Here is a 25,915-nt window from a genome sequence, read left to right on the forward strand (position 1 = left end):
GGTGACTGGAAAGCCAGCATTCTAACCTGTGTGCGCCTCGCCGAATGTCTGTACGTCGAGGCTGTCGAGTAGCTGCGCCTGAAGCAAGTCACCGAACAGCATCAAGGTTGGCGAGGCGAAATAGTCTGCCATCGCAGCCGAATTGCGCCAGGAGCCGCTGAGCAGCCAAAGCTGCGTATCGCTGGTAGAGCGTTGCAGGCTGAAGCTCAGGCAACCGGGTGCCTGTCGAGAAGGCTCAAGCAACTGCTGCAGGCGTTCGCCCAGCTCTGCCGAACGCCCGGAACTGGCACGAACGAACGCAAGATGGCTGACCGGTTACGGTGAAATCATGGGCGGTTCTCCTGAAAGCGGCCAGAGGGGGAAATTGCCAGGTTGCACAGCGTAGAACCGCAGACACGCGTGGCGATAGGCAATTCCTGCCGATGACTTGCCTGATTCTGCACCGGGTCATTGCCAGCGAAAGCCCAGCCTGACGCGAGGCCTCGCCCATGCCGATGGATTTCAGGCAAGCACTCAGCACCATCGTGCCCTCATGAGAGACTGCTTACGCAGGATCAGGCAAGAACCCGGCAGCATCGGACTAGCGTCACCACTTGCACAAACCTATGCTTTATCCGGTCACCTCTGGAAGCTGTCGCATGTCATCCGAAGCCCCCGCCGCCCTTCAACTGGAACCTGCTTTCGAGCAGCAACGACTGGAACTGGCCGACCTGATCAAGCGACACACGACCAGCCAGATTGGCGTTGCATCGGCCATCGACGACCTGTACCTGGTGCGCTATGAAGAGCGGGTGCGCTCGATGCCTACACTGGCGCAACCAGCGCTGTGCATCATGGCCCATGGCAGCAAGGAAGTCCGATTGGGCGATGAGTGCTACACCTACGATCCACTGCACTACATGGTCGTATCGGTGGCCCTGCCGATCAGTGGTGTACTGCTGGATGCGAGCCCTGAAAACCCGACACTTGGCGTGCGCCTGGATATCGACCCAGCTGAAATCCATAGCCTGATTGCCGAAGCCGGCCCAATGAGCGTGCCATCCCCACGCTCAGGGCGCGGTCTGTTTATCGAACGCATCGACAGCGAGCTGCTCGATGCCTTGCTGCGCCTGGTCCGCCTGCTCGACACCCCCAGAGACATTGCCGTACTGGCACCGCTGGTACGCCGCGAGATTCTGTACCGGCTACTGCGCGGGCAGCAGGGTTACCGGCTTTACGAGATAGCCATGGCCAACAGCCAGACACACCGTGTCTGTCAGGCCGTTCAATGGCTGAACGAGCATTTCCACCACCCGTTGCGCATTGACGAACTGGCCCGGGCGGTGAACCTCAGCACGTCAACACTGCACCACCGCTTCAAGGCCGTGACCTCGATGAGCCCCCTGCAGTACCAAAAACAACTGCGTCTGCAGGAGGCCAGGCGGTTGATGCTCAACGATGGGCTGGAGGCTTCGGTGGCGGCCTATCGCGTCGGCTATGAGAGCCCGTCACAGTTCAGCCGCGAGTACAGCCGCCTGTACGGGGCACCGCCGCTGCGAGACCTGGCCCGGCTACGCAGCGCCTTATAGGTCGCCCTTGCCGGCGCCCACGGTGAAACGCTGGCGAGAATGGGCTGGTTTCTCTACCTCGTCGAGCATGGCAATGGCGTAGTCGGCAAAGGTGATCCAGCTTCTGCCGTCAGCGCCAATCAGCAAGTGATCCTTGCCCAGCGTGTACACGCCAGTACGCGCGCCCTCAACAAACTCGGCCGAGGGTGAAAGGAAGGTCCAGTCCAGTTCGTGCTCCTGGCGCAAGGTGTCCAGGTAATGGCCGCCTGCTGTAGCCTCAGCCTTATAGGCTTCCGGGAAGTCCGGGCTGTCGATCACTTTGTGCCCGGATGGCAGCAGCAGGCTACCGGCGCCTCCGACGACCAGCAGACGCTTGACCCCGGCCCGCTTCACCGGCTCGATGATCGCCTGCGGCTTGATCCCGGAGAAATGTGCCGCACTGAGCACCACGTCATGGCCGACCAGGGCCTGCTCTAGCGCGGCAGCATCAGTGACATCCAGCTGACGTGTGGTCACGCCCGAGCGTCCGGCCAGGGAGGCCGTATTGCGGGCAATGGCCGTGACGCTGTGACCACGGCGCAAGGCTTCTTCCAACAACTGGCTACCAGCACGGCCAGTAGCACCGATAATTGCGATCTTGCTCATGGAAACCTCCGATCTGAGTTGCACTGAAGTCATCAATGAGGAACAGCTTAGTTGCATGAACCGTCGCAAAAAATGCGATGCTTGGACATAGTTTGTTTCTGAAATCGGGCAAATCATGGACCGTCTGACTGCAATGCGGGTGTTTGTGACCGTGGTTGACCTCGGCAGCCAATCGGCTGCCGCCGACCACCTGGAGCTTTCACGCCCGGTCGTTTCGCGCTACCTGGCAGAGCTCGAGGACTGGGTCGGTGCACGGCTGATGCAACGCACTACGCGCAAACTGAGCCTGACCGCAGCCGGCAACGAAACGCTGCCGCGCTGCCGACAAATGCTGGAAATGGCCGGCGACCTGCAAGCGGCGGTCAGGCGGCCGGATGATGCGCCACACGGTGAACTGCGCATCAGTGTCAGCACCTCGTTCGCTCATGCGCAGTTGGTCGAAGCTGTCGCCGACTATGTGAAGCGCTATCCAGACGTGAAGGTCGACCTGCAGATGCTCGACCGTACCGTCAACCTGGTGGACGAACGCATTGATCTGGCGATCCGGACCAGCAATGACCTTGATCCCAACCTGATTGCACGGCGCCTGACTGTCTGTCGTTCAGTGATCTGCGCGTCACCCGCGTACCTGCGCGAGCACCCGGCACCACAAAGGGTCGAGGACCTGGCCCGGCACAACTGCCTGACCCACTCCTACTTTGGCCACAGCCTCTGGCATTTCGAGCTTCACGGCGAGGCCGTCTCGGTTCCGGTGCAAGGCTCTATCAGCGCCAATGAGGCACTGACGCTGCAACGGGCTACCTTGGCCGGGGCCGGTATCGCAATGCTGCCAACCTACCTGGCGGCCGAGTCGCTGCGCAGCAAAGAGCTGATCCGGTTGCTGCCGGATGCCAAGCCACGCGAGCTGAACCTGAATGCGGTGTACACCTCACGCAAGCATATGCCCGCGACCTTGCGCAGCATGCTCGACTTTCTCGCGGAGCGCTTCAACGCCGAACCGGCATGGGACATCGGCCTTTAGCTCGTTACGCCTCTGGCGGATTAGAAAAGTCGACGCACGCAGGTAAACTGGCCACTCACTTTTCTCCAAGGTTTGTCCGTGAACGCTCCTTTGCCCCCAACCGTCCTGCGTAGCGTATTGGTCGCCCTGATGCTGGCAATTTTCCTTGGCGCACTGGACCAGACCATCGTCGCCGTGTCGATGCCAGCCATTTCGACCCAGTTCAACAATGTCAGCCTGTTGGCCTGGGTGATATCCGGTTACATGGTGGCGATGACGGTGGCCGTGCCGATCTACGGCAAACTGGGCGATCTGTATGGGCGTCGGCGGATGATTCTGTTCGGAATCGGCCTGTTTACCCTGGCCTCGGTATTCTGTGCCCTGTCGCAGAGTATGGAGCAACTGGTAGTCGCCAGGGTACTGCAGGGCATCGGTGCTGGCGGGATGATCTCGGTCAGCCAGGCAATCATTGGCGACATCATTGCACCGCGCGACCGTGGTCGCTATCAGGGCTATTTCAGCAGTATGTATGCCTTGGCCAGCGTCACTGGGCCCGTGTTTGGTGGTTACCTCACCGAATACCTGTCCTGGCATTGGGTGTTCTGGTTGAACCTGCCTCTGGGTCTGCTCGCCTGGTGGATCGCTCGACGCACCTTGCGCGTGCTGGTCATCCCTCAGCGGACGGCGGTGATCGATTACCTGGGTAGCGTGCTGCTGGTGGCCGGGCTCGGTACCCTGCTGATGGCCATTACCCTGATCGGCCAAGGCTACGCCTGGAACAGCCAGGAAATGCTCGGTTTACTGAGTACTGCCGTGGTCGGGCTGGTGCTGTTCGTGGCCCACCAGCGGCGAACACCCGAGCCCTTGTTGCCATTGAAGCTGTTCAGCAATCGCACAGCAGTACTGTGCTGGTGCACTATTTTCATGACCAGTTTCCAGGCCATTTCGCTGTCTATGCTGATGCCCCTGCGCTTTCAAAGCATCACCGGTGCGGGTGCCGATAGCGCAGCGCTTTACCTGATGCCGCTGGCCATCGGCCTGCCCATCGGGGCCTACACGGGCGGGCGGCTGACTGCCCGCAGCGGTCGCTTCAAGCCGCAGATCCTGACCGGTGCGCTGTGCATGCCGCTGGCAATCATCGGTATGGCGTTGACCCCGCCAGACGCATGGCTGACCAGTGCGACCTTCATGCTGCTGACCGGCATTGCCTCAGGCCTTCAGTTTCCAACCTCGCTGGTCGCCGCGCAGAGTTCTGTTGAACCACGTGATATTGGCGTCGCCACCAGCACCACCAACCTGTTCCGCGCACTCGGCGGCGCAATTGGTGTGGCCAGCATGTCAGCGCTACTGCTGGCAATGCTGGGGCATACAGGCCCGATTCAGCCTGGCATGAGTGAACACGGCCTTACCAGCAACATCCTGCTCGACAGCCTGAACACCGTGGATGGCCAAGCATTGCAAGCCTTGCGCAGTGCATTGAGCCTGACCTTCCGCGACGTCCTGCTGGGCAGCGCCTTGATCTCGCTGCTTGGCCTGGGTGCCGCTCTCAGGCTGCCCAATCAACAACTGCGTGGGCGCACTTAGGCGCCCCGGCGTTGAACCCAGGCTACCGCCAGCCCGCTGACGCAGATGATGGTAATGCCAACCACACCGAACAGGTCCGGCGTGTGGTTGAAGACCAGGTAGCCAAACATCCCGGCAAACAGGATCTGCCCATAACTGAACGGCGCCAGCATCGCTGGAGCGGCATGCCGAAATGCCTGGGTCAGCAACATGTGGCCCAGCATACCGCAGGTCCCAAGGCCAATCATGAACAGGCCGTGGGTCAGGGTAGGCACTGTCCAGAAAAACGGCACCAGTGCGGTCATGATCAGGCTGTTGAGAATACCGGTGAGAAAGTTACTGGTGGTTGGGCTATCAAAGCCGCTGAGCTTGCGCGTCAGCAACTGGTAGCCACCGAAACAGAGCGCCGAACACAACGGCAGGATAATCGCCGGGGTGAACAGCGCGCCCCCCGGGCGCACCACAATCAACACCCCGACAAAACCACCGAGCACCGCCAGCCACTGGCTGCGACTGACCTTCTCGCCCAGCAGCGGCACCGACAGTGCCGTCACCAGCAAGGGGGCCAGGAAGTTGACCGCCGTGGCTTCGGCCAGTGGGATGTAACGCAGGCCAGTGGTGAAGAACAGGCTGGTACCAATCAGACACAAGGCCCGTGCCAGTTGCAGCCCCGGGCGCCGGGTACGCACCACTGCCGAAAACCCCGCACGCGGCACAAAAACCGCAAGCATCAGCAGTGTATGCACCACATAACGCGCCCAAACCACCATCACAATGGCATAGAAACCAGACAGGTATTTGGACAAGGCGTCATGGCTGGCAAACAACAGCACCGCCAGGCAGATCAAGGCAATACCTTTGAGCGGCCGTTCGGCACCACCAAGCTTCGGGTTCAGGGCTCTCATGGTAGGACTCGATGAAAAATAATTAATTAGCCTGCTAACTACCAGAGCGCAGACACTCCGTGAGAACGGAACCTGTCGACTTCACCTGAACGAGGCCTTGGGCACAACTGGACCTTGGAAACAAATAGACGCAGTTACTCACAATCCTTCACAAACTCTTATTTGCGCAAGGCTGGGCTCAAGCGCAGCATATCAAGGCCGGTGTCCACCCACAGTTCGGCATCCTTGAACAAGTCGAAGCTCTCGGGTAACAGCAACCAGCGTTTGATGATGCCGTCTATGTAAGCATGTATTGCAATGGCGGCTCGCTCTGGGTCTACATTGGCGGGGAGTTGGCCTCGCCTTATGGCATTGGCCAACGACAACGTGATGTGTGCATGGCAGTCAATGGTCGAATTCTGGCGCTGCTGGCGAATGTCACACATGTCATCGGTGAACTCACACTTGTGATGCAGGATTTCATTGATGCGCCGCGTCTTAGGGTCGAGTACCAAGTGCTGCATGAGTTGAATGAGCAGTTTGCGCATGCACCCCAACGGGTCGGCTTCCTCCTCGCTCTCACTCGCCCTTGCCAGCTCATCAAGCGGTTCGCGCAAAGTATCGAGCATGGCCTGAACCAGCTCGGCCTTGTTGTTGAAATGCCAGTAAATGGCCCCCCGGGTCACCCCTGCCAGCTCTGCAATATCGGCCAGGGTGGTGCGCGCCACCCCGCGTTTGTAGAAGGCTTTCTCCGCAGCCTCGAGAATCTGGCTACGGGTTTCCTGGGCTTCCTCTTTGGTTCGACGGACCATGGCAGTACAACCTCATCAAGGGGCCGGGCGCGCCGTGGGCGCTCGGGTTCGGTGCCGGGCAAGTGTCTACTGAGCCAGTTCCCGGGGGTTAATTCAGGTCTCGCTGCAGTCGGGTAGACCGAACGAGAGGTGTTTACAAACAGCCGTGAATGTAAGTATATTCGTTAGTAAGCTACTTATCCACTCGACGCCATTTTTTCTCTCATTCAATTTCCACTACTCTTGAGCGTCTTCAGCTCTCAGCGACCCGAGGATCTCCATGCACTTCAAACCAGCTGTTACTGCTCTGGTTTCCGCCGTCGCCCTGGCAACACTGCTCAGCGGCTGTAAGAAGGAAGCGGCGGCGCCTGTCGCACAGGCCCCCCAGGTGGGTGTAGTCACCCTTCAACCTCAAGCCTATACCCTGACCACGGAACTGCCGGGACGTACCACCGCGTACCGGGTCGCAGAAGTTCGCCCCCAGGTTAACGGCATCATTCTCAAGCGTCTTTTCACTGAAGGCAGCGAGGTCAAGCTCGGCCAGCAGCTGTACCAGATTGACCCATCGGTGTATGAGTCGACCCTGGCCAGTGCCCAGGCCAACCTGCAATCAACCCGTGCGCTGGCTGAGCGCTACAAGCAGTTGGTTGCCGAACAGGCTGTGAGCCGTCAGGAATACGACGACGCGCAAGCCAAACGTTTGCAGGCTGAGGCCACCCTAAAAAGCGCCCAGATCGACCTGCGCTACACCAAGGTACTGGCACCGATCTCCGGCCGCATTGGCCGCTCGTCAGTCACCGAAGGTGCGCTGGTGAACAATGGCCAGGCCGATGCCATGGCCGTCATCCAGCAGCTCGATCCGATCTATGTTGACGTCACCCAGTCCTCGGTCGAGCTGCTCACGCTGCGCCGCGAACTGGAAAGCGGTCAGTTGGAAAAGGTCGGCAGCAATGCCGCCAAGGTTCAACTGACCCTTGAAGATGGCAGCAGCTATGCCCATGCCGGGCGCCTGGAGTTCTCCGAAGTCTCGGTCGACCCCACCACCGGCTCGGTGACACTGCGCGCGGTGTTCCCTAACCCTGACCACAACCTGTTGCCAGGCATGTTCGTGCATGCCCAGCTCAAGGCGGGCGTCAAGAACGCAGCGATCCTGGCTCCTCAACAGGGCGTGACCCGCGACCTGAAAGGTGCTCCAACCGCATTGGTCGTCAATCAGGACAACAAGGTCGAACTTCGCCAGCTCAAGGCAAACCGTACCGTCGGCAACCAGTGGCTGATCGAGGAAGGCCTGAACCCGGGCGACCGCCTGATCACCGAAGGCCTGCAGTTCGTCAAACCGGGCATCGAGGTCAAGGCACGCGAAGCCACCAACGTCCAGTCGGCCCAGCCAGCCAAGCCAGCCCAGGCCAATGCAGCGACTGCAGAGGCCAAAGGGGAGTAAACCATGTCGAGATTCTTTATCGATCGCCCGATCTTCGCTTGGGTGATCGCCTTGGTGATCATGCTGGTCGGCGCACTGTCGATCCTCAAGTTGCCAATCAACCAGTATCCAAGCATCGCTCCACCGGCCATTGCCATCGCCGTGACCTACCCAGGTGCTTCGGCGCAGACGGTGCAGGACACCGTGGTCCAGGTGATCGAGCAGCAGCTCAACGGGATCGACAACCTGCGTTATGTGTCCTCGGAAAGTAACTCCGATGGCAGCATGACCATCACGGCGACCTTCGAGCAGGGTACCAACCCCGATACCGCGCAGGTCCAGGTGCAGAACAAACTGAACCTGGCCACCCCGCTGCTGCCGCAAGAAGTGCAGCAACAGGGTATCCGCGTTACCAAGGCAGTGAAAAACTTCCTCATGGTAATCGGCCTGGTGTCCGAAGACGGCAGCATGAGCAAGGACGACCTGGCCAACTACATCGTCTCGAACATGCAGGACCCGATCTCGCGTACCGCCGGTGTCGGTGACTTCCAGGTATTCGGTGCCCAGTACGCGATGCGTATCTGGCTCGACCCGGCCAAGCTGAACAATTTCCAGCTGACCCCGGTGGATGTGAAGACGGCGGTTGCCGCGCAGAACGTCCAGATATCCTCCGGCCAGCTCGGCGGTCTGCCCGCCCTGCCCGGCCAGCAACTGAACGCAACCATCATCGGCAAGACCCGCCTGCAAACCGCCGAGCAGTTCGAGAAGATCCTGCTGAAGGTCAATCGCGACGGCTCGCAGGTACGCCTGGGTGATGTCGCCAAGATCGGTCTGGGCGGCGAAAACTACGCAGTCAGTGCCCAATTCAACGGCAAACCAGCCTCGGGCATGGCGATCAAGCTGGCAACCGGCGCCAACGCGCTGGATACCGCCAAGGCGCTGCGCAAGACCATCAGCGACCTGGAGCCGTTCTTCCCGCAAGGCATGAAGGCGGTATTCCCGTATGACACCACGCCAGTGGTCACCGAATCGATCAGCGGAGTTATCCACACCCTGATCGAAGCCATCGTGCTGGTGTTTCTGGTGATGTACCTGTTCCTGCAAAACTTCCGCGCCACGGTCATCACCACCATGACCGTACCGGTGGTGTTGCTGGGTACCTTCGGCATCCTCGCGGCCGCCGGTTTCAGCATCAACACGCTGACCATGTTCGGCATGGTGCTGGCCATCGGCTTGCTGGTGGACGATGCCATCGTTGTGGTGGAAAACGTCGAGCGGGTGATGTCCGAAGAGGGCCTGTCACCCAAGGAAGCAACCAAGAAATCCATGGGCCAGATCCAGGGCGCCCTGGTCGGTATCGCCCTGGTACTGTCGGCAGTACTGTTGCCCATGGCGTTCTTTGGCGGCTCCACCGGGGTGATCTACAAACAGTTCTCCATCACCATCGTCTCGGCCATGGCCTTGTCGGTACTGGTAGCGCTGATCTTCACCCCGGCACTGTGTGCGACCATGCTCAAGGCGGTGCCAAAAGGTGAGCATCACGTTGCCAAACGTGGCTTCTTTGGCTGGTTCAACCGCAACTTCGACCGCAGCGTACGCAGCTACGAGCGCGGTGTGGGCAGCATGCTGCGGCACAAAGCCCCCTACCTGCTGGCCTACCTGATCATCGTCGTCGGTATGGTCTGGCTGTTCACCCGCATTCCAACGGCGTTCCTGCCGGAAGAAGACCAGGGTGTACTCTTCGCCCAGGTGCAGACACCTGCAGGCTCCAGCGCCGAGCGTACACAGGTGGTCATCGACGAAATGCGCAGCTATTTGCTGGAGCAGGAGTCGGATACCGTCAGTTCGGTGTTTACCGTCAACGGCTTCAACTTTGCCGGTCGTGGTCAGAGCTCGGGCATGGCCTTCATCATGCTCAAGCCATGGGACCAGCGCTCTGCTGAAAACAGCGTATTCAACCTGGCCAAACGTGCTCAACAACATTTCTTCACCTTCCGTGATGCCATGGTGTTCGCGTTCGCCCCTCCCGCAGTACTGGAACTGGGCAACGCCACCGGCTTCGATGTGTTCCTCCAGGACCGCGCCGGTGTCGGCCATGCCAAGCTGATGGAAGCCCGCAACCAGTTCCTCGGTATGGCCGCGCAAAGCAAGGTACTGACTGCAGTACGACCGAACGGCCTGAACGATGAACCGCAGTACCAACTGACCATCGACGACGAGCGCGCCAGTGCCCTGGGTGTGACCATCGCCGAGATCAACAACACACTGTCGATTGCCTTGGGTGCCAGCTACGTCAACGACTTCATCGACCGCGGTCGGGTCAAGAAGGTCTATATCCAGGGTGAGCCCGGCTCACGGATGAACCCGGAAGACCTGCAGAAGTGGTATGTGCGCAACTCGATCGGTGAAATGGTACCGTTCTCCTCCTTCGCCAAAGGCCAGTGGATCTATGGCGCACCGAAGCTGTCGCGCTACAACGGTGTTGAAGCCATGGAGATCCTGGGTGCGCCGGCCCCGGGCTACAGTACCGGTGAAGCAATGGCTGAAGTCGAGCGCCTGGCAGCGCAACTGCCCGCCGGTATTGGCTATTCATGGACCGGTCTATCCTACGAGGAGCGGTTGTCCGGCTCGCAAGCCCCAGCCCTGTACGCGCTGTCGCTGCTGATGGTGTTCCTCTGCCTGGCAGCACTGTATGAAAGCTGGTCGATCCCGATTGCCGTCATGCTGGTCGTGCCGCTGGGGATCATCGGTGCGCTGGCTGCCACCAGCCTGCGCGGTCTGTCCAACGACGTGTACTTCCAGGTCGGTCTGCTGACCACCATCGGGCTTGCTGCAAAGAACGCGATCCTGATTGTCGAGTTCGCCAAAGAGCTGCATGAGCAGGGTCGCAGCCTGATCGACGCCGCAGTGGAAGCCTGCCGGATGCGTCTGCGCCCGATCATCATGACGTCGCTGGCGTTCATTCTCGGCGTGGTACCTCTGGCTATCTCAAGCGGTGCGGGCTCGGGCAGCCAGCATGCTATCGGTACCGGCGTTATCGGCGGGATGCTGACCGCCACGGTACTGGCCATTTTCTGGGTACCACTGTTCTTCGTCAGTGTGTCGTCGCTGTTCGCCAGCAAGAAGCCTAAAGCCGACGCCACCCCCGAAACTCCACGCTATGAGGCTGGGCAATGAGTAAGTCCCTGTTGTCCCTGGCGGTCACCGCTTTCATTCTTGGCGGCTGCTCGCTGATTCCCGATTACCAGACACCCGAGTCGCCAGCGGCGGCTCAGTGGCCGCAAGGCCCGGCCTACTCGCCAAACGAGTCGGCCGAGGTCGCGGCAGCCGAGCAAGGCTGGCGTCAGTTCTTCCATGACCCGGCACTGCAACAGCTGATTCAGACGGCGCTGGTCAACAACCGCGACCTGCGGGTTGCGGCATTGAACATCGACGCCTACCGGGCGCAGTACCGCATTCAGCGCGCCGACCTGTTCCCGGCCGTTTCGGCCAATGGCAGTGGTAGCCGCCAGCGTGTACCCGGCGATGTCTCCAGTACTGGCGAAGCAACGATCAACAGCCAGTACTCGGCCACACTCGGCGTCAGCGCCTATGAGCTGGACCTGTTTGGCCGTGTCCGCAGCCTCAGCGAACAGGCACTGGAAACCTACCTGTCCAGCGAGCAAGCACGCCGTTCGACACAGATCAGCCTGGTGGCCAGCGTGGCCAACGCCTACCTGACCTGGCAAGCAGACCAGGCCCTGCTCAAGCTGACCGAGGAAACCCTCAAGACCTACGAGGAAAGCTACCAGCTGACCAAACGTAGCAATGAAGTCGGCGTGTCGTCGGCACTCGACTTGAGCCAGGCGCGCACGTCGGTGGAGGGTGCCAGGGTCAAGCTGGCCCAGTACCAACGCCTGGTTGCACAAGACCTGAACAGCCTGACCGTGCTGCTCGGCACTAGCGTGCCGGCCAACCTCCCGGCCAGCCAGGAACTCAATGCCGACCTGCTTAGCGAAGTACCGGCAGGCCTGCCTTCCGAGCTGCTGCAACGCCGTCCGGACATCCAGGAAGCCGAGCACCTGCTCAAGGCCGCCAACGCCAACATCGGTGCGGCAAGGGCTGCATTCTTCCCAAGCATCAGCCTGACGGCCAACGCCGGCACCCTCAGCCCAGACATGGGCGGCCTGTTCAAGGGTGGCTCTGGCACCTGGCTGTTCCAGCCGCAGATCAACCTGCCGATCTTCAACGCGGGTAGCCTGCGTGCCAGCCTGGATTACTCGAAAATCCAGAAAGACATCAACGTCGCCAAGTACGAGAAAACAATCCAGACCGCGTTCCAGGAAGTCTCCGATGGCCTGGCAGCACGCCAGACCTTCAAAGAGCAGCTGCAAGCCCAGCGTGACCTGGTCGCTGCCAACCAGGACTACTACCGTCTGGCCGAGCGTCGCTACCGTATCGGGATCGACAGCAACCTGACCTTCCTCGATGCCCAGCGCTCGCTGTTCAGCAGCCAGCAGGCGCTGATCGCCGACCGCCTGTTGCAACTGGTCAGCGAGGTCAACCTGTACAAGGCACTCGGTGGCGGCTGGCATGAACAAACCGTTCAGGATCAGCAGGCGTCAGCGCAGGCTTCGAAGAACTGATTGCGTCGGCAGCAATCTGCTGCCTTGCCTGGGCTCATGACCCAGGCAAGCCACTCGTTGAAAACCACCCTCGCGGTGGTTTTTTTTTGCCCCCACGAAAAAACGCTACCTGGCCTGCTTACCCTGGCAGCACCGATGCCTGCACGGCCATCGCAGCCACGTGAATGCCGCAAAAAATTATGTACCACCTAGTTAGTGTTCGTTTATCGCACAGTACCGTTTGCAACGAATTGATTCACTCCCACCGCTCGCAGCACCATCCTCTCGCCGCTTTGAAACACTGATCATTCAGCTCAGCACCTCGATCCGTGACGGCTGAACGTTACGGTTGAAGGCCTCGGCCCAATAAAAACAAGAGACACCACAATGAATACCTTCCAACCCGCACGGCACGTGTTTTCCGGCTTGTTGATGACCACCTGCGCGCTGCCTGCACTGGCCAGCGAAGGCGGTTTTGTCGAAGATGCCAAAGCCACGCTCAACCTGCGCAACTTCTACATCAATCGCAACTTCGTCGACCCGGCAAACAAACAAGGCAAGGCTGAGGAATGGACCCAAAGTTTCATCCTTGATGCCAAGTCCGGCTTCACCCAGGGGACCGTCGGCTTCGGCGTCGATGTACTGGGCTTGTACTCGGTCAAACTGGACGGCGGTAAAGGCACCGCAGGCACTCAATTGCTACCGGTTCATGATGACGGCCGCCCAGCCGACAACTTCGGTCGCCTGGGCGTGGCATTGAAAGCGAAGGTGTCCAAGACCGAGCTGAAAGTCGGCGAATGGATGCCGGTGCTGCCGATTCTACGTTCGGACGATGGCCGCTCGTTGCCGCAAACCTTCCGCGGTGGCCAGATCACCTCTCAGGAGATTACCGGCCTTACGCTCTATGGTGGCCAGTTCCGTGGCAACAGCCCACGCAATGACGCCAGCATGGAAGACATGTACATGAACGGCAAGCCAGCCTTCACTTCCGACCGCTTCAACTTTGCCGGCGGCGAATACAGCTTCAACGAAAAGCGAACATTGATCGGCCTGTGGAATGCCGAACTCAAGGACATCTACAACCAGCAGTACATCAACCTTGTTCACAGCCAGCCACTGGGCAACTGGACCCTGGGTGCCAACCTTGGTTACTTCATCGGCAAGGAAGACGGCGCTGAACGGGCCGGCAAGCTGGATAACAAGACCGCGTCAGCCCTGTTGTCGGCACGCTACGGCAGCAACACCTTCTATGTCGGTCTGCAGGACGTCAGTGGCGATAGCGCCTGGATGCGGGTCAACGGCACCAGCGGCGGCACCCTGGCCAACGACAGCTACAACTCCAGCTTCGACAACGCCAAGGAACGCTCCTGGCAATTGCGCCATGATTTCAACTTCGCCAGCCTCGGTGTACCCGGGTTGACCTTGATGAACCGCTACATCAGCGGCGACAACGTGCAAACCAGCAGTGTCGACAATGGCAAGGAATGGGCACGAGAATCGGAGCTGGCCTATGTCATCCAATCCGGCGCCTTCAAAGACCTCTCGTTCAAATGGCGCAACTCGACCATGCGCCGGGACTTCAACACCAACTCCTTCGACGAGAACCGCCTGATCGTCAGCTACCCGATCGGTATTCTGTAAGCACCGCAACGTCTAGCCTGTCGAGGTTCCGCCACGGTTCGCCAGCTGTTTGAGGCGAACCGGGGCGAAAACCTTGATCCCATTGCATCCCCGCACGCCGCTCCCCCTCCCCTGTAGCACGCTATCCTGCACAGAAATGCGCAACCGCTCACACCTGTGGCCTTGAATCGGCTGCATACGCCAGGTATGACGGTTATTCATTTGACGCTCGACGGGAGGAACAACAATGAAAAACCTCGCCACATACCTCAGTCAATACGCTGCGCATCACCGAGATCCACGCAACATCGCCACGCATTTCATTGGTATCCCGCTGATTGTTGTTGCAGTGACGGTACTGCTGTCGCGCCCGGGCCTGTCGCTGATGGGGATGTGGCTGTCACCTGCACTGCTCGTGGCCTCTGCTTCGGCCTGGTTTTACCTGCGACTGGACACACACTTTGGCCTGGTGATGGGCGCACTGCTCGGTCTGTGCCTATGGGCTGGCGAGCGGCTGGCAGCACAAAGCACTGCCGTCTGGTTTAGCGCAGGATTGGGGCTGTTCGTGGCAGGCTGGGCCATCCAGTTCGTCGGGCATTATTACGAAAGGCGCAAACCGGCGTTTGTCGATGACATCAGCGGGCTGATCATCGGACCGCTGTTCATCGTCGCAGAAGCGGCTTTCATGCTTGGGCTGCGGCCCGACCTGAAAGCGGCTGTGGAAGGCAGCGCCGGGCCGGTGACCAGGCGTTAGAAGGACATGGTGCTGTAAAGGCCAGCGCCTGCAACAGACGCGGGAACGTCTATATGCAGGCGCCGTTTTTTCAGGTCGTCGAGGTCACTCGCGCGACTCAACCCCCAGCTCATCCCACACTGACTCTGCCAGGTGGAAGGTGGCATTGGCCGCTGGAATCCCGCAATAGATAGCGCTCTGCATCAGCACTTCCTTGATTTCGTCGCGGGTGACGCCATTATTGGCCGCCGCCCGCAAATGCAGCTTCAGCTCGTCATTACGGTTCATGCCGATCAACATCGCAATGGTGATCAGGCTACGGGTATGCCGCGGCAAACCCGGACGGGTCCAGATATCGCCCCAGGCATGACGGGTGATCATTTCCTGGAACTCGCTGTTGAAGGCCGTCAGGTTGTTCAGGCTGCGATCGACGTGTGCGTCGCCCAGCACTGCACGACGTACCTTCATACCTTCTTCGTAACGCTGTTTCTCGTCCACACCTAATTCCTCAACGGGCCAACAGAAAGTCAATGACACGACGACTGAACGGTTCGCCCACTTCAACGTTGGACAGGTGCGCAGCATGGAACTCAGCGTATTCGGCACCCTCCACGTTGTCCCGGATAAACAGGCCTCCAGACGGTGGAGTCACCGCGTCGGCACTGCCGGAAATCACCAGCATAGGGACCTTGATCTCGCCCAATTGGTCGCGGAAATCGGCATCGCGCACCGCCGCGCAGTTGGCCGCGTAGCCCTGCGGCGAGGTGGCCGCGAGCATGTCGGTGATGCGTTTGGCCTGATCAGGGTGGGACGCCGCGTAGGCCGGGGTGAACCAACGCTCAATGGACGCGTCACGCAGGCCAACCATGGCGGCCTGACCATCACGCAGCACGGTTTCGATCCGTGGGTTCCAAACCTCTGGCGTAGCAATCTTGGCCGCCGTGTTGCACACGATCAATCGGTTCAGACGATGGCCGGCATTTATACCCAGCCATTGGCCGATCAGGCCGCCCATGGACAGGCCACAGAAATGTGCACGCTCGATCTGCAGGGCATCGAGCAAGGCCAACACGTCCCGCCCCAGTTGTTCAATGCTGTAGGGGCCCTCGGTCACCAACGACTGGCCATGACCACGGGTGTCGTAACGCAATACGCGAAAGTGCGCGGTAAGCGCTGGCAGTTGGGTGTCCCACATGTGCAGGTTGGTGCCCAGCGAGTTGGACAACACCAGTACCGGCGCCCCTTCCGGGCCATCGAGTTGATAGTTCAGTACGCCATCGGCAAGTTGTACGCTAGCCACAAAAGTCTCCTTCAGGCACTCAGTCGGGTATGTTCAGCCACCGCACGCTCAACCCAGGCACGCGCCTGGCCGAGGTAGTGTGCAGGGTCCAGCAGACGATCGAGCTCGTCTGCCGACAGTTCGGCGCTCACCTGCGGATCGTCGCCGAGCACCGCGCGCAGGTGGCGTTGTTCAGCCACTGCACGCTTGCAGCAGCTCTCCAGCAGGTGGTGGGCATGGTCACGCCCCAAGCGTTGCGCCAGCACGATACTCACCGCCTCAGCCAAGACCAGGCCTTGGGTAAGCTCCAGATTGCGACGCATCCGTTCGGCATCGACCTCCAGGCCATCGGCCAGAATCTGCGCCTGACGCAAGGCACCGGACACCAGGCAGCAGATCTCCGGCAGTGTTTCCCATTCGGCATGCCACAGGCCCAGGCTGCGCTCATGCTCCTGAGGCATCGCGCTGAACAAGGTCGATAACAAGCCTGGCACGCGCGTCGCGGCACCGATCAAAACTGCGGCCCCCACCGGGTTGCGCTTGTGCGGCATGGTCGAGGAGCCGCCCTTGCCCGGAGCAGAAGGCTCAAACACTTCGGCCGCTTCGGTTTGCATCAACAGGCTGACATCCCGGCCCAACTTGCCCAGGGTGCCGGCGATCAGCGCAAGCACGGAAGCAAACTCCACCAGGCGATCCCGTTGAGTGTGCCAGGGCTGCTCGGGCAGGCTCAGGTGCAACTGCTCAGCCAATGCGTCGGCAACCCGTAAACCCTGTTCCCCCAAGGCAGCCAAGGTGCCAGAAGCCCCGCCGAACTGCAGGCAGAAGACCCGAGGCTTGAGTTCCTGCAAGCGTTGACGATGCCGCGTCAGGGCACCCAAGGTACCGGCGATTTTCATTCCCAGCGTCACCGGGGTGGCATGTTGCAGCCAGGTGCGTCCGGCCAGCGGCGTATCGGCATGGGCCAGGGCTTGGCCTGCCAGGGCCTCGCACAGGCGTGCGAGGTCTGCTTCGATCAGGCCCAGCGCATCACGCAGTTGCAACACCAGGCCGGTGTCCATCGCGTCCTGGCTGGTAGCGCCGAGGTGAACGAAACGCTCGGCTTGCGGCACGTCACTGGCGATCACCTTGCCCAATGCCTTTACCAATGGAATTGCCGAGTTACCGGCCACGGCGATGGCTTCAGCCAAGGCGCCGAAATCGTAATGATCGGCCTGGCAGGCCGCTTCTATGGGCGCTACCGCCTCCTGCGGGATAACCCCGACAGCGGCTTCGGCACGGGCCAGCGCAGCTTCAAAATCAAGCATGCCCTGCACTCGACCACGGTCGGAAAATACCTCACGCATGGCAGGTGCTGTGAAATAGGCATCGAACAATTGGTTGCCCGGTCGTTGAGTCATGGCAGGTCCTTCAACAAAACGCACCGCCAAGGGTACGCCAGTAGATCAATGATCGTTATGCAAACAGGCCGCCTGATTCGGCAGACGCGGGCTGAGTAGTGAGCAACTGCACAATGTAGCGAACAGAAGTCATGGCTACTTACTCTTGGAGGGTTCTGAAAGTCTAGACAGGCTTGGCAACACCCTAGCTCCACATAACAATCACCCCATCACCCAGACCTTGCGTGGAGGCCGGGCGATGAGGTCATTGGTTTACACGCGCTCGATCGCCAGCGCCAAGCCTTGGCCAACCCCTACACACATGGTTGCCAGGCCTTTACGGCCACCGGTTTTTTCCAGTTGGTGCAGCGCGGTCAGAATCAAGCGCGCGCCACTCATGCCCAATGGATGCCCCAAGGCGATGGCGCCGCCGTTGGGGTTGACCTGCGGTGCATCATCCGCCAGCCCCAACTCACGCAGAACAGCCAAGCCTTGGCTGGCGAATGCCTCATTGAGCTCGATGACGTCGAAGTCGGTCACGGCCAGGCCAAGACGCTCGACCAGCTTGCGCACAGCAGGCACCGGACCAATACCCATGACACGTGGTGCAACACCGGCACTGGCCATGCCCAGCACGCGCGCACGCGGCGTCAGGCCGTGTTTTTTCACTGCTTCGGCTGATGCCAGGATCATCGCCGCAGCACCATCGTTGACGCCCGAAGCGTTGCCTGCGGTAACCGTCTTGTCCGGACCATTGACCGGCTTGAGCCTGGTCAGTGCTTCCAGCGTGGTATCGGCACGTGGGTGTTCGTCCTGCTCGACAACCGTCTCGCCCTTCTTGTGCGCAATACGCACCGGCACGATTTCCTCGGCGAAGAAGCCGGCGGCCTGGGCCTGGGCGGTACGCTGCTGACTGCGCAGGGCAAAGGCGTCCTGATCGGCACGCGACACCTGATAGTCATCTGCTACGTTGTCGGCAGTCTGCGGCATGGCATCGACACCGTACTGGGCTTTCATCAACGGGTTGATGAAACGCCAGCCAATGGTGGTGTCTTCCAGCTTCATGTTGCGCGAGTAGGCGCTATCGGCCTTGCCCATGACGAACGGGGCACGCGACATCGACTCGACGCCACCGGCAATTGCCAGTTCCATCTCGCCGCTGGCAATGGCGCGGAAGGCTGTACCGACCGCATCCATGCCCGAGGCACAGAGGCGGTTAAGGGTTACACCCGGCACACTGTCCGGCAGGCCAGCCAGCAACAGTGCCATACGGGCAACGTTGCGGTTGTCTTCGCCGGCCTGGTTGGCGCAGCCCAGGAACACTTCATCGATCTGGTCCCACTGTACCGACGGGTTGCGTTCGATCAGCGCCTTGAGCGGCACGGCTGCCAGGTCATCGGCACGCACACTGGCCAAACCGCCACCGAAACGACCGATGGGGGTACGAATTGCATCGCAAATAAAGACGTCACGCATTAGGCTTCTCCTGGGGCTTGGCCATGAGCGGCCGCCGTACGCGCTTCCAGATCACGCAGGGCAGTCAGTTCAACTTCGCTAGGCTCGGCAGTCTGCGCTACGTTTTCGGCAAAACGGATCGGCCAGCCAGTCGCGGCGATAATCTGTTCACGGGTAACACCCGGGTGGATCGAGGTCACCACAAACTCGTTGGTACCCGCTTCCGGTTCCATGATGCACAGGTCGGTGATGATGCCTACCGGCCCTTCACCTGGCAGCCCCAGGCGTTTGCGCGAGTCGCCGCCTTCGCCATGACCGACTGAGGTGATGAAGTCCAGCTTGTCGACGAACGCACGCGACGACTGCTTGAGGATGATCAGCACTTGTTTGGCAGAGCCGGCAATTTCTGGTGCGCCACCTGCACCTGGCAGGCGAACCTTGGGTTGATGGTAATCACCCACCACCGTGGTGTTGATGTTGCCGAAGCGGTCGACTTGGGCAGCACCGAGGAAGCCCACGTCAATACGCCCGCCCTGCAGCCAGTAGCGGAAAATTTCGCCGGTCGGCACAACGGTATCAGCGGTCTCGGCGAGTTCACCGTCACCGATGGACAGCGGCAGGACAGTCGGCTTGGCACCAATCGGGCCCGACTCATAAATCAGTACCACGTCCGGGGACGAGGTCAGCCGCGCCAGGTTGGCGGCCTTGGATGGCAGGCCAATGCCAACGAAGCATACGGCACCATTGCGCAGACGACGGGCTGCGGCGACGGTCATCATTTCATTGGTGGAGTAGCTCATTATTCAGCCTCCGAAGCGCTGGCCAGTTTTGCCTTGAACGCGTTGAAATCAGCAGTGCCGCGGATGTATTCATCGATCCAGGCGGTGAAGGTCTCACGGCTGCGGGCGATAGGGTCCCAGGCCTGGTAGAAACGGTTGTCACGCTCGTAGTAGCCATGGGCATAGGACGGGTGCGCGCCCCCAGGAACCAGGCAGACAGCAGACAGAGCCCAGGTCGGCAGAACGCAAGCGTTCATCGGCGCATTCAGGTCGTCGACGATCTCTTCGACGGTGACGATGCAGCGCTTGGCAGCCAGGGCGGCCTCTTTCTGTACACCGAGGATGCCCCACAGCAGCACGTTGCCCTTGCGGTCGGCTTTCTGCGCGTGAATCACCGTGACATCGGGGCGTACCGACGGCACCGCAGCCAGCACTTCACCGGTGAACGGGCAGGTGACACTCTTGATCAGCGGGTTGACCTTCGGCAGGTCAGAGCCGGCGTAAGCACGCAACACTGCAAATGGCAGACCGGAAGCACCTGCAACATAGGCGTTGGCCAGGTCGGCGTGGCTGTGCTCTTCGATTTCCATGGCGTGCGGCCATTGTTTTTCCACTGCATCGCGCAGGCGGTGCAAGGAACCTACACCTGGGTTACCGCCCCAGGAGAAGATCAGTTTCTTGGCACAACCGGCACCGATCAATTGATCGTAGATCAAGTCAGGCGTCATACGAACCAGGCTCAGATTCTTCTTGCCCTGACGAATGATTTCATGACCGGCCGCGGTCGGGATCAAATGTGTGAAGCCTTCGAGAGCGACGCTGTCGCCATCGTTGACGAACTGCTTCACGGCGTCGTGGAGCGAGAGGATTTCAGCCATTACAGACTCCTGGTAGTCGCTGAAGTCGAGGGAGGATTGACCTCAGATTAAGGCCGTCCAGAACGCGGTTCAATCCGATAATCGACTAAGCGTTCGATAATCGAACCGATTGTTCCTACTCCGATCACTGCCTGCGCGCTCTCCTGCAGGCAACGCCTGTAGGGCCAGAAATGGAGGGGGTCAATCAGCGGCCGACCCTGTCGAGGATCGGCCGCAATGCGCTATCAGGTCGCGTCAGCGTGGCTAACCAGGCCCTTCATGATCACCGCCACCGTGGCCAGGCCAGCAGGGATCACCAATGCGGTCAGTACCTGCTCGAAGTTCCAGCCAAGCCCTAGCAGCGTTGCACCCATCCAGGCACCGAGGATCGCGCCGAACCGACCGATACCCAGCATCCATGACACGCCTGTGGCACGCCCCTGGGTTGGATAGAAACGCGCTGCCAACGACGGCATGGCCGATTGCGCACCGTTGACGCACATGCCCGCAATCAATACCAGCGTCGCCAACAGGGTGATATTGCCAAGGCTCTGCCCTACTGCGTAGGCAAAGACACCTGCCAGCAGGTAGAACACGCCGATGACCTTGTGCGGGTTGAAACGGTCCATCGCCCAACCCACCGCGACGGCGCTCAGCACACCACCAAACTGGAACAGCGCACCAATGAACGCTGCCTGCTCCATGCTGGCGCCACTTTCGCGCATCAGGGTCGGCAACCAACTGGTCAGCAGGTACACGATCACCAGGCCCATGAAGTAAGTGAGCCACAACAGCAGGGTGCCAACGCTGTAGGTTCCGGAGAAAATCACCGCGAACACATTGCGCGCCTTGACCGTTTTCTGCTCAGGAACACTGAAGCTTGCGGCCTGGGCGACCGTAACCGGGTCAATGGGGGAAAGGGTCTTGCGTACTTTGTCGTTACCACGGTTGCGAACTACCAGGTAACGCGCTGACTCCGGTAACCAGGCCAGCAGCACCAACGCCAACAGCAAGGGCAGAACCCCCCCAATCAGCAGCAGGCTATGCCAGCCAAACACGGGAATCAGCTTGGCAGAAATAAAACCACCACCGGCCATGCCCAGGTTGAAACCACAGAACATGCTGGTGACCAGCAGAGACTTGTGCCGCTCAGGGGTGTACTCAGACAGCAGCGTTGTGGCATTGGGCATACCGGCACCAAGCCCCAGGCCTGTCAGGAAGCGCAGCACCAGCAACTGATCGACATTGCTGCTATACGCCGAAGCAAGGCTGAAGGCACCAAACAGAATCACTGCCCCCACCAGCACTACCTTGCGCCCAAAACGGTCAGCCAGCGGGCCAGAACCCAAGGCGCCGAAAACCATGCCGATCAATGCGGCACTCATGACTGGCCCCAGGCTGGCACGGTCGATACCCCAATCCTGGGATAACGCGGGCGCGATAAAGCCCATGGCGGCGGTATCCAAACCATCCAGAAAAACGATCAAGAAACACAGAACAACCACACGCCATTGGTAGCGTGAGAGGGGTTGTGCATTGATGAAGGACTGCACATCAAGGCAGTTTCCAACTGAAGCTTGAGGACTGTTCATTATTGTTATCCAGAAAAAATGCGTGAAAGTACGCATGCGCGCGTAAACGGCACAGACGGTTGGAGGACGCAGTCTTTTCGGGGGCTCAGCTTCCGCGCAGGACGCGGTCGGACAGGTGTGCGGGAACAGGAAGGATAGTATTCATGGGGCTTGGCCTCTCGCTCATTATTATGTTCGAGCAGTCGGGCTACTCGATGCGAGGGACATTAATCAGGCACCCGATACCGCGCAATTCGACAAACGCAACTCTGTGCGTTTATCGAACAACATTGAACAGCCCACTCAAGCGAACAGTTGCGCACTCAGATCACGACTGGCCGCCAACATGATGGGCAGGAACCGCTGTTCCAGTTCGCTGCGACTGACCCGTCCGGCATGTGTACTGACATTCAAGGCCGCCAGCACCTGGCCCGACGAATCGTAGACCGGTACAGCGATCGAGCGCAGGCCCTGCTCCAACTCCTGATCGACAATACACCAGCCTTGCTGGCGAACCTGCTGCAAGCATTCAAGCAGCGCCTCTGGATCACGAATGGTTCGACTGGTCTTGGCCTGCAGATCGGCGTGTTCCAGGTACTCATGCAAGGTGGCATCGTCAAGTGCCGCCAGCAGGATCCTGCCCATCGAGGTGCAATAAGCCGGTAGCCGCCCGCCCACCGACAGATCCACTGAAATCAGCCGCTGTACCGTGGCCGAACGCGCGATATACAGGATATCGTCGCCTTCCAGCGTGGCCATGTTGCAGGCTTCATGCAACTGGTCACTCATACGGTCCAGATAGGGCTGGGCCGACACCGCCAACGGCGTGGACGACAGGTAGGCATGCCCCAGGGTCAGCACTTTGGGAAGCAGCGAATAGGTACGGCCGTCCGTGGTCGCATACCCCAGTTTGATCAAGGTATGCAGGCAGCGGCGCACCGCAGCACGGGGGATCTCGGTACGGTGACTGATCTGGGCAATGGTCAGATGGCGCTTGCGCTCCTGAAAAGCCTGCACGACCGCCAGCCCCCTGGCCAACGAAGTCATAAAGTCCGGGTCGCCAGTAAATGCCTGGATGCGCTTGGCCGGCGAAGCCACGATCGGGGGTGCCAACGAAGCAAAGGAGCTTCGCAGCTGGTCGTTGAGTCCTGGCCCTTTAGGCTGTAGTTCGTCGTTCATGGCTTACCTCGGCAAAACGCTCACGAGTGCGATTATCGAACCATCGACCGATAATCGCAATTGACCGCACCCCACAATTGCTTATACCTTTCTCCAGCCACCATGTGGCTTCTTGGAGAGACTGGTCAGGTACCCACCGTAGAAGTCCCAGGCACGGCCTTGCTCTCGAAGCGAGGCCGTTTTTTATTTTTTGCAGCGACTCAACAACCCGTTCAGCGCATGTATGGACGATCATCATTTACGTTCATGAATGCGCAACAGAACTTTGTTGTTGCAGCCGAGGCAGTACCGAACGATAGAGTTATTCAACTCACTTGCTATAATCCAACTTACGTTTTGATGACACGGTAGTGCGCGCCGTCACTCGAGCCTCATGCAAATGTGCTCAACGGCTCGACGACAGCGCCTTGAAAGCTTCAAAATACCCGTGGTCATCCGTTTACCCGGAAATACCCCGGACTGCCCACGGTGTTTCATACACAATTGTCGCGTATGAAGCCTGCCTGCGGGACAGCATCCACCTTAACACCAGAGTGTCATTTCAACTATCAGGTAACAACTGTGACGAAAGATGAACTGCGCGCGGAACTTGAGCGCCAGGAACAACGTTACAAGGAAGTTTACGGTGGTGAAGTAACCACCTACGCTGCACAGCCCGACCCGGAACGCAAACCGTGGCGCAAACGCGCCAGCGTTCTTGACCAGGCGTTTGCCCAGGAACTGCAGAAAATGGAAAAGGAGCTCAAGGCAGAGGAGCCTTAGCATCGTTTTCAAACCGCCTGCCCGCCTTGCCCTGAGGGGTCTTATCGGGTGCGCGTGCAGCGCCATAGCTGGAGGAGTCTTGCGCTGGATCAGTTAACGGTTACGTAATCTCACAAATTTCATACAAACGTATGATTTTTTTGAGCTCGTTTAAAATCCTTGATTTCGCGGAATTTAACCGCAATTTCACCGAATTTTATCCGCCTGAACCCGCCAACCCTCTTTTTTCACTGTCGCGACCCATCGCTGGACAGGTACTTACCGACCAGCAGCTAGTGCATCGATTACCGATGATTTCTGGCATAATCGCGCCCCCTTATGACCGGGTCAGAAAACCTTCATGATCGAATTATTCAGCGGACTTGATGCCTGGGTCCTGGTAAGCCTGCTGCTTGCCTTGACCTTCGTGCTCGCATTCGAGTTCATCAATGGCTTTCATGACACCGCCAACGCGGTTGCCACAGTCATCTATACCAAAGCCATGCCACCGCACCTGGCCGTGTTCTTTTCCGGCGTGTTCAACTTTCTCGGTGTTCTGCTCGGCGGCGTCGGGGTGGCCTACGCCATCGTCCACCTGCTGCCGGTAGAACTGCTGATCAATGTGAACACCGGCCACGGCCTGGCCATGGTCTTTTCGCTGCTGGCGGCGGCGATCACCTGGAACCTGGGCACCTGGTATTTCGGGATTCCGGCATCCAGCTCCCATACCCTGATCGGCTCGATCCTGGGCGTGGGCCTGGCCAACGCGATGCTCAACGACATTCCGCTGGGTGATGGCGTCAACTGGCAGAAAGCAATCGATATCGCCATGTCGCTGGTATTGTCGCCAATGGCCGGTTTCCTGGTCGCTGCACTGGTGCTGCTTGCCCTGAAGTGGTGGCGCCCGCTGTCGAAGATGCACAAGACCCCGGAAACACGCCGTCAGGTCGACGACAAGAAACACCCACCGTTCTGGAACCGCCTGGTACTGGTCATTTCAGCCATGGGCGTCAGCTTTGTACATGGCTCCAACGACGGCCAAAAAGGTATCGGCCTGATCATGCTGGTACTGATCGGCATCGTCCCGGCGCAGTTCGTCCTCGACCTGAACAGCACCACCTACCAGATCGAACGCACCCGTGACGCAACCCTGCACCTGAGCCAGTTCTATCAGCGCAACAACGCTACCCTTGGCGAGTTCCTCGCACTGGGCAAGGCAAAGAATGGCGACCTGCCGGAGCAGTTCAGTTGCAACCCGCAGCAGACCGAACCGACCATCAATGCCCTGACACAATCGCTCGCGGGCGTCTCCGACTACCACTCGCTGTCGCCTGAAAAGCGCGTCGAAGTGCGACGCTACCTGCTTTGCCTGGACGACACCGCGAAGAAGGTCGGCAAGCTGCCTAACCTGCAAGCGCGTGAAAAAGCCGACCTTGAAAAGCTGCGTAAAGACCTCACCGCCACCACCGAGTACGCGCCTTTCTGGGTAATCCTGGCTGTCGCCCTGGCACTGGGCGTCGGGACCATGGTTGGCTGGAAACGGGTTGTACTGACCATTGGCGAAAAAATCGGCAAACAAGGCATGACCTACGCTCAGGGCATGTCGGCACAGATCACCGCAGCCTGCGCTATCGGCATGGCCAACGTGTTCAGCCTGCCCGTGTCGACTACCCATGTACTGTCCTCTGGCGTTGCCGGCACAATGGTGGCGAACAAGAGCGGCCTGCAAGGCGGCACTGTCCGCACCATCCTTCTGGCCTGGGTACTGACCCTGCCAGCATCGATGTCGCTGGCAGCCGGGCTGTTCTGGCTGGCATCCAAAGTCATCGTCTGACCCGCAGCCGTACAGTAAAGAAAGGCGCCTCACGGCG

21 protein-coding genes and 1 pseudogene are annotated in these 25,915 nt (G+C 59.7%); 10 read left to right on the top strand and 12 right to left on the bottom strand.

Translation table 11 applies throughout. From position 1 onward, the window contains the following. Positions 1–21: 21 nt before the first annotated feature. A pseudogene (locus EKA13_RS07120) lies at positions 22–315 on the bottom strand (antibiotic biosynthesis monooxygenase family protein); the annotation flags it as partial. A gap of 323 nt (positions 316–638) precedes the next feature. On the opposite strand from EKA13_RS07120, the gene EKA13_RS07125 reads away from it, so the two are divergent. Beyond that, positions 639–1,568 carry an AraC family transcriptional regulator gene (locus EKA13_RS07125; RefSeq protein ID WP_065758690.1) on the top strand — a complete coding sequence of 310 codons (930 nt, stop codon included), beginning with the start codon at positions 639–641 and terminating at the stop codon, positions 1,566–1,568. Here the strand turns inward: EKA13_RS07125 and EKA13_RS07130 are convergent. After that, on the bottom strand, positions 1,563–2,192 hold the full coding sequence (locus EKA13_RS07130; protein WP_065758691.1) for an NAD(P)-dependent oxidoreductase: 630 nt from the start codon (positions 2,190–2,192) through the stop codon (positions 1,563–1,565). The genes EKA13_RS07125 and EKA13_RS07130 overlap by 6 nt on opposite strands. A 115-nt stretch (positions 2,193–2,307) precedes the next feature. Here EKA13_RS07130 and EKA13_RS07135 point away from each other — a divergent pair, with 115 nt between their 5' ends. Together EKA13_RS07135 and EKA13_RS07140 are read left to right on the top strand one after the other, a co-directional pair. Then, positions 2,308–3,213, top strand: a complete 906-nt coding sequence (locus tag EKA13_RS07135; protein WP_065758692.1) for a LysR family transcriptional regulator — start codon at positions 2,308–2,310, stop codon at positions 3,211–3,213. 72 nt (positions 3,214–3,285) lie between these two features. Further along, positions 3,286–4,776, top strand: coding sequence for an MDR family MFS transporter (locus EKA13_RS07140; protein WP_065758693.1), 1,491 nt, complete (start codon positions 3,286–3,288; stop codon positions 4,774–4,776). Here EKA13_RS07140 and EKA13_RS07145 read toward each other — a convergent pair. Then, positions 4,773–5,660: a DMT family transporter gene (locus tag EKA13_RS07145; RefSeq protein WP_065758694.1), complete on the bottom strand. Its 888-nt coding sequence runs from the start codon at positions 5,658–5,660 to the stop codon at positions 4,773–4,775. The two genes, EKA13_RS07140 and EKA13_RS07145, sit on opposite strands and share 4 nt — an antisense overlap. 158 nt (positions 5,661–5,818) lie before the next feature. Next, positions 5,819–6,451, bottom strand: a complete 633-nt coding sequence (locus tag EKA13_RS07150) for a TetR family transcriptional regulator (protein WP_065758695.1) — start codon at positions 6,449–6,451, stop codon at positions 5,819–5,821. A 259-nt stretch (positions 6,452–6,710) separates the two neighbouring features. On the opposite strand from EKA13_RS07150, the gene EKA13_RS07155 reads away from it, so the two are divergent. The 5 genes from EKA13_RS07155 to EKA13_RS07175 all read left to right on the top strand — a co-directional run bounded on the left by EKA13_RS07155 (position 6,711) and on the right by EKA13_RS07175 (position 14,828). Beyond that, positions 6,711–7,871, top strand: a complete 1,161-nt coding sequence (locus EKA13_RS07155; protein ID WP_065758696.1) for an efflux RND transporter periplasmic adaptor subunit — start codon at positions 6,711–6,713, stop codon at positions 7,869–7,871. Positions 7,872–7,874: 3 nt separating this feature from the next. Further along, positions 7,875–11,027 carry an efflux RND transporter permease subunit gene (locus EKA13_RS07160; protein WP_065758697.1) on the top strand — a complete coding sequence of 1,051 codons (3,153 nt, stop codon included), beginning with the start codon at positions 7,875–7,877 and terminating at the stop codon, positions 11,025–11,027. Next, a complete protein-coding gene (locus tag EKA13_RS07165; protein ID WP_065758698.1) occupies positions 11,024–12,475 on the top strand; it encodes an AdeC/AdeK/OprM family multidrug efflux complex outer membrane factor in 1,452 nt (483 codons plus the stop codon). Before EKA13_RS07160 ends, EKA13_RS07165 begins: the two co-directional genes overlap by 4 nt. Before the next feature lie 366 nt (positions 12,476–12,841). Continuing rightward, complete coding sequence (locus EKA13_RS07170) at positions 12,842–14,095, top strand: OprD family porin (protein ID WP_065758699.1); 1,254 nt, start codon at positions 12,842–12,844, stop codon at positions 14,093–14,095. 226 nt (positions 14,096–14,321) lie between these two features. Continuing rightward, the gene (locus tag EKA13_RS07175) at positions 14,322–14,828 is read left to right on the top strand and encodes an Mpo1 family 2-hydroxy fatty acid dioxygenase (protein ID WP_065758700.1); all 507 of its coding nucleotides are present in this window, start codon (positions 14,322–14,324) and stop codon (positions 14,826–14,828) included. 84 nt (positions 14,829–14,912) lie between these two features. Here EKA13_RS07175 and pcaC read toward each other — a convergent pair whose 3' ends face one another. From pcaC to pcaR, 8 genes are all read right to left on the bottom strand, one after another. Next, positions 14,913–15,305, bottom strand: a complete 393-nt coding sequence (pcaC, locus tag EKA13_RS07180) for a 4-carboxymuconolactone decarboxylase (protein WP_065758701.1) — start codon at positions 15,303–15,305, stop codon at positions 14,913–14,915. Positions 15,306–15,315: 10 nt separating this feature from the next. Then, complete coding sequence (pcaD, locus tag EKA13_RS07185; protein WP_065758702.1) at positions 15,316–16,107, bottom strand: 3-oxoadipate enol-lactonase; 792 nt, start codon at positions 16,105–16,107, stop codon at positions 15,316–15,318. An 11-nt stretch (positions 16,108–16,118) separates the two neighbouring features. Beyond that, the gene (locus EKA13_RS07190) at positions 16,119–17,483 is read right to left on the bottom strand and encodes a 3-carboxy-cis,cis-muconate cycloisomerase (protein ID WP_065758703.1); all 1,365 of its coding nucleotides are present in this window, start codon (positions 17,481–17,483) and stop codon (positions 16,119–16,121) included. A 252-nt stretch (positions 17,484–17,735) separates the two neighbouring features. After that, entirely contained in the window at positions 17,736–18,938 is a 1,203-nt protein-coding gene (pcaF, locus tag EKA13_RS07195; RefSeq protein WP_065758704.1) for a 3-oxoadipyl-CoA thiolase, read from the bottom strand. Beyond that, positions 18,938–19,720 carry a CoA-transferase subunit beta gene (locus EKA13_RS07200; RefSeq protein WP_176717404.1) on the bottom strand — a complete coding sequence of 261 codons (783 nt, stop codon included), beginning with the start codon at positions 19,718–19,720 and terminating at the stop codon, positions 18,938–18,940. The genes pcaF and EKA13_RS07200 overlap by 1 nt, the downstream gene beginning before the upstream one ends. Continuing rightward, positions 19,717–20,574, bottom strand: coding sequence for a CoA transferase subunit A (locus EKA13_RS07205; RefSeq protein WP_065758706.1), 858 nt, complete (start codon positions 20,572–20,574; stop codon positions 19,717–19,719). Before EKA13_RS07205 ends, EKA13_RS07200 begins: the two co-directional genes overlap by 4 nt. 224 nt (positions 20,575–20,798) lie before the next feature. Then, entirely contained in the window at positions 20,799–22,145 is a 1,347-nt protein-coding gene (gene pcaK, locus EKA13_RS07210) for a 4-hydroxybenzoate transporter PcaK (RefSeq protein ID WP_065758707.1), read from the bottom strand. A 282-nt stretch (positions 22,146–22,427) separates the two neighbouring features. Then, a complete protein-coding gene (gene pcaR, locus EKA13_RS07215; protein WP_065758708.1) occupies positions 22,428–23,303 on the bottom strand; it encodes a pca regulon transcriptional regulator PcaR in 876 nt (291 codons plus the stop codon). Positions 23,304–23,864: 561 nt separating this feature from the next. On the opposite strand from pcaR, the gene EKA13_RS07220 reads away from it, so the two are divergent. Further along, positions 23,865–24,065, top strand: a complete 201-nt coding sequence (locus EKA13_RS07220) for a hypothetical protein (RefSeq protein WP_065758709.1) — start codon at positions 23,865–23,867, stop codon at positions 24,063–24,065. 340 nt (positions 24,066–24,405) lie between these two features. Beyond that, on the top strand, positions 24,406–25,878 hold the full coding sequence (locus EKA13_RS07225) for an inorganic phosphate transporter (RefSeq protein ID WP_065758710.1): 1,473 nt from the start codon (positions 24,406–24,408) through the stop codon (positions 25,876–25,878). The last annotated feature ends 37 nt before the right edge of the window (positions 25,879–25,915 follow it).

Origin of the sequence: Pseudomonas defluvii, assembly GCF_001695625.1 — a bacterium.
GTDB classification, from domain to species: Bacteria; Pseudomonadota; Gammaproteobacteria; order Pseudomonadales; family Pseudomonadaceae; genus Aquipseudomonas; species Aquipseudomonas defluvii.

Coding starts and splice junctions, on each gene's coding strand:
- EKA13_RS07125 (WP_065758690.1), top strand. CDS start 639: ATGTCATCCGAAGCCCCCGCCGCCCTTCAACTGGAACCTGCTTTCGAG.
- EKA13_RS07130 (WP_065758691.1), bottom strand. CDS start 2,192: ATGAGCAAGATCGCAATTATCGGTGCTACTGGCCGTGCTGGTAGCCAG.
- EKA13_RS07135 (WP_065758692.1), top strand. CDS start 2,308: ATGGACCGTCTGACTGCAATGCGGGTGTTTGTGACCGTGGTTGACCTC.
- EKA13_RS07145 (WP_065758694.1), bottom strand. CDS start 5,660: ATGAGAGCCCTGAACCCGAAGCTTGGTGGTGCCGAACGGCCGCTCAAA.
- EKA13_RS07150 (WP_065758695.1), bottom strand. CDS start 6,451: ATGGTCCGTCGAACCAAAGAGGAAGCCCAGGAAACCCGTAGCCAGATT.
- EKA13_RS07155 (WP_065758696.1), top strand. CDS start 6,711: ATGCACTTCAAACCAGCTGTTACTGCTCTGGTTTCCGCCGTCGCCCTG.
- EKA13_RS07160 (WP_065758697.1), top strand. CDS start 7,875: ATGTCGAGATTCTTTATCGATCGCCCGATCTTCGCTTGGGTGATCGCC.
- EKA13_RS07165 (WP_065758698.1), top strand. CDS start 11,024: ATGAGTAAGTCCCTGTTGTCCCTGGCGGTCACCGCTTTCATTCTTGGC.
- EKA13_RS07170 (WP_065758699.1), top strand. CDS start 12,842: ATGAATACCTTCCAACCCGCACGGCACGTGTTTTCCGGCTTGTTGATG.
- EKA13_RS07175 (WP_065758700.1), top strand. CDS start 14,322: ATGAAAAACCTCGCCACATACCTCAGTCAATACGCTGCGCATCACCGA.
- EKA13_RS07190 (WP_065758703.1), bottom strand. CDS start 17,483: ATGACTCAACGACCGGGCAACCAATTGTTCGATGCCTATTTCACAGCA.
- pcaF (WP_065758704.1), bottom strand. CDS start 18,938: ATGCGTGACGTCTTTATTTGCGATGCAATTCGTACCCCCATCGGTCGT.
- EKA13_RS07205 (WP_065758706.1), bottom strand. CDS start 20,574: ATGGCTGAAATCCTCTCGCTCCACGACGCCGTGAAGCAGTTCGTCAAC.
- pcaK (WP_065758707.1), bottom strand. CDS start 22,145: ATGAACAGTCCTCAAGCTTCAGTTGGAAACTGCCTTGATGTGCAGTCC.
- pcaR (WP_065758708.1), bottom strand. CDS start 23,303: ATGAACGACGAACTACAGCCTAAAGGGCCAGGACTCAACGACCAGCTG.
- EKA13_RS07225 (WP_065758710.1), top strand. CDS start 24,406: ATGATCGAATTATTCAGCGGACTTGATGCCTGGGTCCTGGTAAGCCTG.